This window comes from Halomonas sp. BC2, from assembly GCF_002078115.1.
GTDB lineage: Bacteria > Pseudomonadota > Gammaproteobacteria > Pseudomonadales > Halomonadaceae > Vreelandella > Vreelandella stevensii.
In genome coordinates, this window is record NZ_LFGT01000009.1 from 376,424 (window position 1) to 388,699 (window position 12,276).

Below are 12,276 nucleotides of genomic sequence, written 5' to 3' on the forward strand. Positions count from 1 at the left end.
CAGGCGCCCGGCAAGCGGGTCGCGGTGATTTCCGACGGCGGCGGCCAGGCCACCATCGCCGCCGATCGGCTCGCCGAAGCCGGGCTGAGCCTGGCGATGCTGGCACCGTCAACGCGTCACGCTCTGGAAGAGGTGCTGCTTCCTCAGGCGGCGCTGGACAACCCTGTGGATGTGGCGGGCTCCTCGGATGCCTGCCCGTCGCTGCTGGCTCGCTGTGTCGAGATCGTGATGGCCGACCCCGGCGTTGACAGCGTCTTCCTGGTGGGCATGTTGGGTGGCTACAGCCTGCGGTTTTCCGAGTCGCTGGCCGACGATGAGCTGCAGGGGGCAAAGCAACTGCTGGCGTTGGCCCAGGGCAGCGAAAAGCCGTTGGTGGTGTACAGCCTGTACGCGCCCATCAAGCCGCCTGCGCTGCGCCACCTGCATGAATCAGGGCTGCCGGTGTATGCCTCCATCGAACACGCGGTCAGGGTGTTGGCGGCGCTGGGCGAGCGAGGCGAGTACCTGACGCAGGTTCGGCGCCTGGAGACGGCCTGGCAGCCCACGGCCAAGGGAGCCGCGCTGCTCGCTGGGGCCCGCGCGGAAGGGCGCGACCTGTTCGAGTTCGAAGCCAAGGCACTGTTGGCCGAACACGGCATTGCCGTGCCACCCCAGTGGTGGGTAAGCCAGGCTGATGAGCTGACATCGGTCATCGAACAGGCCGGCCAGCAGCCCTTGGCCATGAAGGTGGTGTCGCGGGACATTCTGCACAAATCCGATGCGGGCGGCGTCAAACTCCACCTGAGCGGGGAAGATGCGCTGCGCGAGGCGTTTCAGACCATCCAGCACAATGCCCATGCCTACGACCCTCGGGCCCGCTTCGAAGGCGTGTTGGTGAGCCCCATGGCCCAGCCGGGGGTCGAAGTGATCATCGGCATGTTCCGTGACCCGGTATTCGGGCCGGTGGTGATGTTTGGCCTGGGCGGCATTTTCGTGGAGGTGCTGGAAGACGTGGCCTTCCGGGCTCTGCCGCTGAGCGAGCGGGATGCCTACGCCATGGTGGAACAGATCAAGGCGCAGAAAGTCCTCGACGGCGTGCGCGGCGCTGCCGGTGTGAACAAACCGGCCCTGGTGGCTCTGCTGATGCAGGTCTCGCGGCTGGTGGAGGCCTACCCCGAGATTCAGGAACTCGACTTGAACCCCGTGCTGGCCTATCCGCAGGGGCACTCTACCGGGTATGCCATCGTGGATGCCCGCATTATCGTGGAGCGCGACCAATGACGATGACGTTGCCCAGCTTGACCGATGCCACCCTGACGCTGCACGAGCGGGTCGCTACGCTGACCTTGAACCGCCATGACGTGCGCAATGCCTTGACCGGCACGGCACTGGTGGATGACATCGTGGCCACGGCTCGGTGGGTCAATGCTTGTCCAGAGGTATCGGTGCTGGTCATCACAGGGGCAGGCAGCGCCTTCTGTGCAGGCGGCAATGTCAAGGACATGGCCAACCGCAGCGGTGACTTCGCTGGCGACGTGGCAGAAGTCGCCGAGCGTTATCGTCAGGGCATTCAGCGCATGCCGCTGGCACTTGCCCAGGTGGAAGTGCCGATCATTGCCGCCGTGAATGGTGCAGCCATCGGTGCCGGGTTCGACCTGGCCAATATGGCGGATTTACGTATTGCTTCCCGCAAGGCGAGCTTCGGCGAGACGTTTCTCAATCTGGGCATCATTCCCGGCGATGGCGGTGCCTGGTTCCTGCAGCGCCAGATCGGCTATCAGCGTGCCTTCGAACTGACCCTGTCGGGCCGCGTGATCGATGCCGACGAGGCGCTTGCCTACGGCGTCGTGCTGGAAGTGGTCGAGCCTGAACAGCTCATGGAGGCTACCATGGCCCATGCAGCGCGTCTGGCCAGCCAGCCCCCCAAGGCCACACGCCTGACCAAGCGGCTGATGAAAATGGCACCGGGCATGGAGCTGAAAGCCTTCCTGGATGTTTGCGCCGTGTTCCAAGGGCTGTGCCATAACGAGCCCGAGCACCTGGAGGCCGTCGAACGCCTGCTGGCGCGCCTGCATCGCCCCGCCTGACGCTGAACCTGCACCTCCCCTGGTACGCCTCTAACGCTCGGTTTTGCCGAGCGTTTTGCGGTTCTCTGCGCAGTGAATGACGGTTGTCCAGAGGCTGTACGGCATGACTGCGATCGTCTAATGTAATGAGAAGATGGCGGAGGGAGTCGCGCCGCTGTAACGCTCAGGGAGATGGCACTCTATGTCCATGGAAAGTTTGGGGTTTGCGCCCAGCACGTTGGTGTTTGTAGTTCTTGGACTCACCCTGGCGGCGTTTGTCTGGGGGCGTTTTCGCTATGATCTGGTGGCCCTGGCGGCCTTGTTGGGCTCGGTCATGCTGGGGCTGGTACCCGCAGACGATGCGTTCATGGGCTTTGGCCACCCGGCGGTGATCACCGTTGCCGCCGTGCTGGTGCTGAGCCGTGGTTTCGAACGCTCAGGGGTGGTGGACGTCATTGCCCATCAGGTGCTCAAGGCCGGCGAGCGCCTGATGCTGCAGCTGCTGGTGCTGGTGGGCACGGTGGTGCTGTTGTCGGGGGTCATGAACAATGTTGGGGCATTGGCACTGCTGCTGCCGGTGGCCATGCGCCTGGCGCGAGAACACGATACTTCGCCCTCGCTGCTGTTGATGCCGCTGGCGTTCGGCTCGCTGCTGGGCGGCCTGACCACCCTGATCGGTACTCCGCCGAACATCATCATCTCGGCGTATCGTGGCAATATCACGGGCGAAAATTTCGGCATGTTCAGCTTTACGCCCGTGGGTGCTGCGGTGGCGTTGGTGGGTCTGGCCTTCATTGTGCTGGTGGGCTGGCGATTCACCCCCAAACGCAATGCCCAGTCGGCGGGTGATGACATGTTCGATACCGCCAATTACCTGGTCGAACTCAAGGTCAGCGAGGCCTCCAAAGCCAATGGGCTGACGCTGCAACAGCTGCGCGACGAACTGGAAGAGACCATTCCCGTGCTGGCGGTGGTGCGCGACGATGATCGGCGGGCAGGCTACCGTTTCCACGGCGTACTGCGCGAGGGCGATATCCTGCTGCTGGAGGCAGGCCCCGATGAGTTGAGGCTGCTGGAAGACAAGGTGGGCCTGAGCGTCATTGCCGAGCCTGACGATGCCGAAGAGAACGAAAGCGACGAGCAAGCGGCGAAGGAGCGCCAGCCCGTCGATACCGAAGGGCTGCAGTTGATCGAAGCGGTGGTGCGCAACGACTCGATGATGGTCAATCGCAGCGTGCGCCAACTGCGCCTGCATCATCAGTTTGGCCTGCATCTGGTGGCGGTGGCCCGCGACGGCGCCCGGCTCAAGCAGCGGCTGCGCGACATTCGCTTTCAAACCGGCGACGTCCTGCTGCTGCAGGGCAGCGAAAACGAGATCGCCGACAGCCTGGCCACGCTGGGCTGCCTGCCGCTGGCCAACCGCGAGCTGAACCTGGGCCAGCCGCGCAAACTGTTGCTCTCGATCGGTATTTTCGTGCTGGCTATTATCGCCATGCTGCTGGATCTGCTGCCCGCTGCGGTGGCCATGAGCACGGCGGCGCTGGTGTCGCTGTTGATCGGCGTGCTGCCGCTGCGAGAGGGGTATCAGGCCATCGACGGGCCGGTGATCGTGCTGCTGGCGGCCATGCTGCCCGTGGGTGAAGCGCTGGAAACCAGTGGCGGGGCGGCGATCATTGCCAACGCGCTGCTGACCTTTGGCCTGGAGTGGCCGGTGATCGTCTCCCTGGCGGGGCTCTTTCTGCTCTCCATGCTGCTGTCGAACGTGGTCAATAATGCCGCTGCCGCGCTGCTGATGGCGCCCATTGCCGCCAGCCTGGCCAATGGATTCGACGTTTCCCTGGACCCCTTCCTGATGGTGGTGGCCGTCAGCGCCTCTTGTGCCTTCCTCACGCCTATCGGTCATCAGTCCAACACCCTGGTGCTGGGGCCAGGGGGCTACCGCTTTGGTGATTACTGGAAGCTGGGGTTGCCGCTTTCGCTGGTGGTGATGTGCGTGACGATACCGATGATTCTGTGGGTCTGGCCGCTATAAGTGACGTTTCATCGGCTTTGGGTCATGTTCGCGTGATTGGATATCGAAAATTTTGCTAATCTATTACGCACATGGATCAACCAATAACGAACAGGCCGGGCTTATGAACCAGCAGTATCGCCAGGATGCCATTGTCGAGCTGGTGCGCCAGCATGGTTACATGAGCATCGAGCAACTGACCGAACATTTTGCGGTAACGCCCCAGACCATCCGGCGTGATCTGAATACCTTGGCCAATGATGGGCGCGTCCGGCGCGTGCATGGCGGTGTAGGGGTCGAGTCGAGCACGGTGAACACCGCCTACAGCACGCGCAAGACGCTGCACCTGGAAGAGAAAGAGCGGATTGCCCGCTGCATGGCCCAGCATATTCCTCACCATGCTTCACTGTTCATCAATATCGGTACCAGCAACGAGATGATTGCCCAGGCGCTGCTGGAGCACCAGGGGCTGGAAATCATCACCAACAACCTGAACGTGGCTGCCATCCTGCAGCACAAGGAAGACTTCACGGTGATCATCGCCGGGGGGCAGGTGCGTTCGCGGGATGGCGGCATCATTGGTGAAGCCACCATCGACTTCATCAATCAGTTCAAGGTGGATTACGGCATCATCGGTATCAGTGGTATCGATGAAGATGGCTCGCTGCTGGAGTTCGACTACCAGGAAGTGCGCGTGGCCCAGGCCATTATCGCCAATTCTCGCCGGGTGTATCTTGCCGCCGACTACTCGAAATTTCACCGTAACCCGGTGGTGCGTCAGGGCAATCTTTCGCAACTGGATGCGCTGTTCACCGACCGTCGGCCGCCGGAGTCGATTACCCGTCTGCTTACCCAGCACGATGTGGCGCTGCACATCGCCTGACCCAGCGGGAAAGGCGTCGCCACCTTGGCAAGTTTCATACTTGAGCATTGCGAGCCGCTGGCGTAGCCTTGTAGTATAATAAAACGAAACAAAACCGTCAAAATCGAAAGAACCCTACAACAAAGTGAACACGACATGTCCTCCTTCATTCTTGCCATCGATCAAGGTACCACCAGCTCTCGTGCCATTCTCTTCGACCGCCAGGGCCAGGTAGCGGCCGTTGCCCAGCAGGAGTTTCCCCAGCACTTTCCCCAGGATGGTTGGATCGAGCACGACCCGGAGGATATCTGGGACTCCGTGGTGGCGACTTGCCGAGAGGTGCTGGCCAAGGCCCAGGTCAGTGCCGAACAGATAGACGGTGTCGGCATCACCAACCAGCGAGAAACCACGGTGGTATGGGATCGCGCCACGGGCAAGCCACTCTATAACGCCATTGTCTGGCAGGATCGGCGCACCTCCGAACGCTGTCAGGCGCTGCGGGACGCGGGCCATACCGAGGCGGTACAGGCCAAAACCGGGCTGCTGATCGACCCCTACTTCTCTGCCACCAAGCTGGCCTGGATACTCGATCAGGTCGAGGGCGCCCGCGAACGGGCGGCCAAGGGGGAGCTGGCCTTCGGTACCATCGACAGCTTCCTGATCTGGCGCTTGACCGAAGGCCAACAGCACGTCACTGATGCCACCAACGCCTCGCGTACGGCGCTGTTCAACATTCATGAGCAGCGTTGGGACGATGAGCTGCTGGCGCTGTTCGGCGTGCCCGACAACATGCTGCCAGACGTGAAAGACTCCAGCGACGACTTTGGCACGATGGCAGCCCACTGGCTGGGGGCTGCCTTGCCCATCGCCGGGGTTGCGGGTGACCAGCAGGCAGCCCTGGTCGGGCAAGCCTGCTTCAAACCCGGCATGGGCAAAAGCACGTACGGCACGGGCTGTTTCATGATCGTGAATACCGGCGATACGCCGTCGGTATCTCGCAACCGCCTGCTGACCACCGTGGGTTACCGGATCAATGGCCAGCCCACCTACGCCATGGAGGGCAGTATCTTCGTGGCCGGGGCGACCGTGCAGTGGCTACGTGACGGACTGAACCTGTTTGCCGACGCCTCGGAAACCGAAGCCTTGGCCCAGAAAACCCGTAGCGGGCACAGCGTGTACCTGGTGCCTGCCTTTACCGGGCTGGGTGCCCCCCATTGGGACCCCAAGGCCCGCGGCGCCATTTTTGGCCTGACCCGAGACACCGGGATCGCCGAAATCGTCGCGGCCGGGCTGCAGGCGGTGTGTTACCAGACTCGAGACCTTCAGCTCTGCATGAACGATGACATGGATGCCGCGCCAGGCAACCTGCGTGTCGATGGCGGCATGGTGAAAAATAGCTGGGTGATGCAGTTTCTGGCCGACATGCTCAACGTGCAGGTGGATCGACCGACGATTCTGGAAACCACGGCGCTGGGGGCGGCGTATCTGGCTGGGCTGCGGCTGGGGTGGTACGCCACCCTGGAAGAGATAGAACAGCTGTGGCGCTGCGAGAAGAGCTTCACGCCCAGCATGGAGGAGGCGACTCGCGAACAGCTTTATCAGGGCTGGTTGGATGCCGTTTCCCGCGTGCGCTCCACGTAGTCTCTATATAACGCCTATTTGCTGCCTGGATTCAAGCAATAAACGCTGCCCAAACAAGGGTGGCGTTTTTTTATTATGTTTTTTCAGTATTCAGGTTTTTGTTAGCACTCTTACTTGTTTTTCAAGTTTCATTTAAAACAGTCGTTTAACTGCGCTTGTGAAAGTAACCATCAGCACTTTCATGGTTATGGCGTTTATGTAGTCAAGCTACAACCGCACCTGCTGCCAAGGGTGCATTGTGAGTATTGCCCCCGTGAACCATAGTGAAGTCATGGAACACGGCGGTGTCTTGTTATCCCGATACGCCGCAGGGTTCCTTGCTACACACCGAGGCGCTGATGTTTTACCAAAGCGCCAAAGGCGAAGGTCTTGTAACGCTTGTGACCGTTTCGCAGTTACCGAACTGGGCACTTACCCGGCCCAGCATGAGTAGCAATGTCATCATTCTTCATTAATAAGATGGCTGCTTGATTACCACACTCCGTGAACCGTAACAGGCAGCGGCTGAGCATACCATGAGGGACTTACCATGAACTGCATCGAATTGAGCCAACAAGCTGACCGTATCGCTAGCACTTTCAGTAAACAGGATCTGGCCAAACTGGTCCTGGCGCTAAAAGGCAATCGCGAGTCGCTGCAACACGCGGTCGAGGTCATCGACACCATCGACAGCCGACAGGGGTGTACCCTGGAAGAGGCTTGGGATGAAGTACTGGCCGGCGACTCTCAACTGGCGGTGGTACACGACGAGTAGGTCGTCACTCGCTTGCTGAACTGATTGGCCCCCTGCCAGTGATGGCAGGGGGCTTTTTATTGGGTTTTATTGGGCGTGCACCTGCAAGCGGGGGGGTTACGCCAGGCTGGCGGGTTAGCTGGGGGGGCGAGAAGTATCGCGGTTTTCCGCAAAGTAAGTGGCCAGGCGTGCCTCGGCCTCTTCACCGAACAGCACGCGGCAGGCTTCTTGCAACCCGCTGGAGTGGCGTAGCTGCTCGTGATGAACCACCATCGACACCTTGGCACGCCGACGCAGAAAATCTTCCAGCTGGGTGATCATTTCATGGTCTCGGGCATGCTCGATTTCACAGCGGATGTACTCGGTGCCTTCGATGAGAATATCGGCCTCCGAAGGGTCCTGGCGGATTTTTTCCAGCATCGGGATGGCCTGTTCGGCGTAGCGTCGCCACAGCCGAGAGGATAGCGGCTCGGAGGAGGTGGCGGCCGTCATGGCGTCCAGATTCATGCGCTTGGCCTGGTCCATGAACTGCTGCTTGACCGGCTCGGGCGGCTCACCGTACCAGTGAAAACTGGGGTCGGGCAGGGTAACGCCCAGTTTCATGACTTCACCGGAAATTTCATCGCCCACGTTCAGGCAGTCGGTCAGCTTGCCGCCAAAGATGCTGATATGCGCGCTTTCCGGGTTGGTATCGATGACGTGCTTGCGTGACAGCTGCAGAAAGTCTCGGTCGCTGCCTTGTTCGGCCTTGATGGCCAGCGGCCGCACGCCGCAGCGGGTGGAGATGATGTCATCCTGGGTCAGCGGCTTGTCCAGTGTCAGTCGCTTGTTGATGTTTTCCAGCACGAAGGCGATGTCGTCTGCCGTGACATCGACTTCAGGGCTTTCCATGTGCGTATCGGTGGTACCGATACAGGTACGATTGCCCATGGGGATCACGAAGAACAGACGGCCATCATCGGCAAAGAAGGCCAGCACGCGCTTGGTCGCCGTGAGCTGGGGCACGATGAGGTGAATGCCCTTGGAGTACAAGTGCTGATGGGTGGTCTTCTGGCCCGTCAGGGCATTGTGCTGGTCGACCCACGGCCCGGCGGCGTTGATCAACACTTTGGAACGAATATTGAAGGTCGTGCCGTCCATGACGTTGCGGGCGCGGGTGACCCAGTGTTCTCCATCGCGTTCGGCGCCCAGCGACTCGACGTAATTGGCGGCGACGGCACCGTAGTTCAACGCATGGCGCACGAAGTTGAAGACGAAGCGGGCATCGTTGTCGTGCAGGTAGGCATCGGAATATTCGAACCCGCCCACGGCATCCTTGATATCGATGATGGGCTCTTCCTGCTTGAGTTTCCTGGGAGACAGCAGGCGGGGCAGGCGTGTAAAGCCATTGCCCATCAGCCAGTACAGCCAGGTACCCGCCCACAGATAGCGGGGCGAGTGCCGAAAACCTTGGGTGATGGTGGTTAAAAAGCGAATTTCTTCCACCGTCGAAGGGTAGCTCTTGATCAGGTGGTTACGGCTCTTGCAGAGCTTGCGCACCAGGGCAAAGTCCTTGCTTTCCATATACTTGATTCCCCCCCAAACCAGGTTGGAGGAGTGCATGCTGGTACTACCAGCGAAGTCACCACGGTCAATCAGGGCCACTTTGGCGCCTTTGCCGGCCAGCGCCGCAGCGCTGGCTGCACCATTGATGCCACCACCAATGATCAGTGCGTCAAAGTCATCGGTGTGCAATTTCTCTACATTACGGTTACGCAGTTTCATGGCGGATCCACTTATCAAGAAAAAGCCCCAGCTTGGCACGCGGTCGTCACTGACTCCTGAAACGATGGGCGGGCTTGCGCCCGCCCAAGGGCTCAGCGAGTGCCTGCGGCCATCCAGGCTTCCATCATTTCGTCGTAGGGCACGGTGGTACCCTGTGGCATTTCATCGTCGAGTTTTGGTTTGGGTGCGCCGTCCTGATCCAGCCAGTACTGGGGGTCACGCTCTTCGTTGAGTACCGGGGCATAGCTGTCGAACACATTGGCCCGAGCCAGGCGATTCATGGTGTTGTCCATGTCGGCCGCCAGCTTGTCCAGACCTTCCTGGGGCGTGACTTCACCGCTCATGACCGGTGCCAGGTTTTGCCACCACAGCGGTGCCATGCGCGGATAGTCAGGCACGTTGGTGCCGGTCGGTGTCCAGTTGGATTCGTTGGGGCTGCGGTAGAACTCCACCAGGCCGCCGAGTTTGGGGGCCATTTCGGTCATCTGGTCCGAGAAGATGTCGGATTCACGAATGGGCGTGAGGCCGTGCATCAGTTTTTCCAGCGAGGTGGTCTTGGCCACGGTGAACTGGGCGAACAGCCAGGCCGCCGTACGACGGTCTTCGGGCGTGGAGTCGAAGAAGGTCCAGGCCCCTACGTCCTGATACCCCACTTTCATGCCTTCTTCCCAATACGGGCCCGTGGGCGAGGGCGCCATACGCCACAGCGGGTTGCCTTCGTCATCGGTCACGGCCACGGAGGGGTCGGTCATGTCGGCAGTGAAGGCGGTATACCAGAAGATTTGCTGGGCAATGTGACCCTGCGCAGGCACCGGCCCGGCTTCACCGAACGTCATGCCCTGGGCTTCGGCGGGCGCAAAGTCACGCAGCCAATCCACGGCTTTTTGCATGGCAAATACCGACGCCGGTGAGTTGGTGGCGCCACCGCGGCTGACGCTGGCGCCCACCGGCTGGCTCTCCTCGTTCACGCGGATGCCCCAGTCGTCGACCGGATTACCAAACGGCACCCCTGGACTGCCCATGCCGGCCATCGACAGCCAGGAGTCGTGGAAGCGCCAGCCCAACGACGGGTCGCGGCGACCATAATCCATGTGGCCATACACTTTGGTGCCATCGATCTCGCCCACGTGGACGGTAAAGAACTCGGCGATATCCTCGTAGGCCGTCCAGTTGGTGGGAACGCCCAGGTCATAACCGTAGATGTCCCGGAACTGTTCCTGCAGGTCTTCACGCTGGAACCAGTCATAGCGGAACCAGTAAAGGTTGGCGAACTGTTGGGTCGGTAGCTGGAAGACGCTGCCGTCGGGGCCGGTGCCGTACTGCAGGCCGATGAAATCGTCCAGGTCCAGCGTAGGCAGGGTGTAGTCCGCCCATTCGTTGGCCATGGCCTCGGTCAGGTTGATGGTGGTGCCGCCCAGGGCTAGCGCTTCGTTGGGCTCGGTGGTGGCGTACACGGCAATGCAGTTGCGCGCCTTGAACAGCTCGCGCAGTTCGTCGCGCAGCTCTTCACGCAGCTTGTAGTCGAGGTTGACGAGTGGCTCGTCGAACAGGATCAGGTCGGCATCCTTGACCAGCGCACGGCCCATGGCGGTGCGCTGTTGCTGACCCCCGGAAAGCTCCTGGGGGTAGCGCTCCAGCAAATGCTCGATATGTAACATTTCCGCAATGCTTTCGACCCGCCGTTTGATCTCCTGGGAGGGCGTCCTGGCCAGCTTCAGCGGTGAGGCGATGTTGTCGCGCACCGTCAGGCTGGGGTAGTTGATGAACTGTTGGTACACCATGGAAACGTTGCGTTTGCGTACCGAAACGCCGGTGACATCCTTGCCATCCATGTAAATGCGCCCGCGGGTGGGTTGTTCCAGGCCGGCCATCAAGCGCATCAGCGTGGTCTTGCCTGCCAGGGTCCTGCCCAGCAGCACGTTGAAAGAGCCCGGTTCCAGCGCCAGATCGACCCCCGTGATATGAGGGTCACCGCCGACGGCGTGGTCGATGTTTTGCAGATGTAAGGACATGCCGATCTCGTTAGCGTCGTTGTTATGAATATTGCTATGGATATTGCTATGCGTGTTGTTATAGCTGTTGTCATGAACAGGTAGTGCGAAAACGAGTGTGTCTATCGCGCGGGTAGATCGGTCGAGCAGCTTGTTCTCTGTTTTTCTACTGTTCCAGGCCACCGACCAAGGCGATATTTTCATTAACGAAAGGCTAGTTGATCATTTTCGAACGTGCAACGCTTTTTTGGGGCTCATATATTCGCTTTTAGGCGTAGAGAGCCCATCACAATACATGCGCAGTGGGTGTGGGAAGGGAGAGGAGGGGGAGCAGAAGACGGGGCGGTGCCGAAGGAAAGCAAAGTGGCGCTGTGCGTTTCATTTTTGAACTCTGGAAGGCAATAAACGAAAAAACCGGCCTGTGTCAGGCCGGTTTCATTCACGCTAAAGCGTCGTTTACTTGACGCTGGTTTCTGCTTGCGGCGTGGCCTTGGCAGGCGCCGCGTTGTGGTCGATCAGCGTCGCCTTGTCGTTGGCAAAGGCATCGTAGGCGAAGTCATCCACGGTGAGCATTTCGAGCACTTCGGCCTCGAAGGTGCGCATGAACGTGGCGTCGTCCTCGTTGATCAGCCCTTTCTCCAGCGCGGCTTCCACGCGTGCTTCCGGGTGGAGCGCCGTTTGCGGCAGCTCGCCCTTGGCATAGGCCTTGTTCACCGTGCGGTAGATGGCCTCGGCGCGCTCGTACTCTTGCAGCAGGGCATTGTAGCGGGCCAGCGGATTGCGCGCGGCGCCGTCATCCTTGTCCCAGGTATTGCTCAGCAGCTTGCTGCGCAGGGCACTCTGGGTGGAGACGCGATGAGCGATGTCGCGTGCCAAGTCGTCATGGGGCTTGTTCCAGCGGCGGCCCGTCGGCATGACGACCACTTTCAGCACCTTGCCCAGGGCGCGGTTGGGCAGGTTGTCGAAGATCTCGACAAACGCCTGTTCAGCGCGGTTGAGCAGGAACTGCAGGCTGTAGTGCAGCAGCGCTTCTTCGCCTTCTACCTTGTTGCCGGTGTGCCACTGCTTGAGCACCATGGACGCCAGATAGAGGTTGGAGAGAATGTCGCCCAGTCGTGCCGAGAGCATTTCGCGCTTCTTCAGCGTGGAGCCCAGGCTGGCCATGGCGGCGTCGGCGCAGAGGCCAAGCCGGCTGACAGGCGCGCGATGTCCTGCGCGTAGCCAACGGC

8 protein-coding genes and 1 pseudogene are annotated in these 12,276 nt (G+C 60.6%); 6 read left to right on the forward strand and 3 right to left on the reverse strand.

Annotation, left to right across the window (positions count from 1 at the left end):
* From B7L71_RS08170 to B7L71_RS08195, 6 genes are all read left to right on the forward strand, one after another.
* Positions 1-1,260, forward strand: a 1,260-nt coding sequence (locus B7L71_RS08170) for an acetate--CoA ligase family protein (RefSeq protein WP_139790088.1), incomplete at its 5' end; no start/stop codon positions are given.
* Positions 1,257-2,066: an enoyl-CoA hydratase-related protein gene (locus B7L71_RS08175; RefSeq protein ID WP_081137224.1), complete on the forward strand. Its 810-nt coding sequence runs from the start codon at positions 1,257-1,259 to the stop codon at positions 2,064-2,066. The genes B7L71_RS08170 and B7L71_RS08175, both read left to right, overlap by 4 nt.
* A gap of 181 nt (positions 2,067-2,247) precedes the next feature.
* Positions 2,248-4,077, forward strand: coding sequence for an SLC13 family permease (locus tag B7L71_RS08180; RefSeq protein WP_081137226.1), 1,830 nt, complete (start codon positions 2,248-2,250; stop codon positions 4,075-4,077).
* A gap of 103 nt (positions 4,078-4,180) precedes the next feature.
* Positions 4,181-4,939: a DeoR/GlpR family transcriptional regulator gene (locus B7L71_RS08185; RefSeq protein WP_016913669.1), complete on the forward strand. Its 759-nt coding sequence runs from the start codon at positions 4,181-4,183 to the stop codon at positions 4,937-4,939.
* A gap of 135 nt (positions 4,940-5,074) precedes the next feature.
* Positions 5,075-6,559 (forward strand): glycerol kinase GlpK, encoded by a 1,485-nt coding sequence (gene glpK / locus B7L71_RS08190; RefSeq protein ID WP_081137228.1) that lies wholly within the window; start codon positions 5,075-5,077, stop codon positions 6,557-6,559.
* Positions 6,560-7,088: 529 nt separating this feature from the next.
* Positions 7,089-7,313: a hypothetical protein gene (locus tag B7L71_RS08195; protein ID WP_016913671.1), complete on the forward strand. Its 225-nt coding sequence runs from the start codon at positions 7,089-7,091 to the stop codon at positions 7,311-7,313.
* A gap of 114 nt (positions 7,314-7,427) precedes the next feature.
* On the opposite strand, the gene B7L71_RS08200 is transcribed toward B7L71_RS08195, so the two are convergent.
* The 3 genes and pseudogenes from B7L71_RS08200 to B7L71_RS08210 all read right to left on the reverse strand — a co-directional run.
* Positions 7,428-9,056: a glycerol-3-phosphate dehydrogenase/oxidase gene (locus B7L71_RS08200; RefSeq protein WP_081137230.1), complete on the reverse strand. Its 1,629-nt coding sequence runs from the start codon at positions 9,054-9,056 to the stop codon at positions 7,428-7,430.
* A gap of 92 nt (positions 9,057-9,148) precedes the next feature.
* Entirely contained in the window at positions 9,149-11,068 is a 1,920-nt protein-coding gene (locus B7L71_RS08205; RefSeq protein ID WP_170919459.1) for an ATP-binding cassette domain-containing protein, read from the reverse strand.
* 435 nt (positions 11,069-11,503) lie between these two features.
* A pseudogene (locus B7L71_RS08210) lies at positions 11,504-12,276 on the reverse strand (acyl-CoA dehydrogenase domain-containing protein); the annotation flags it as partial.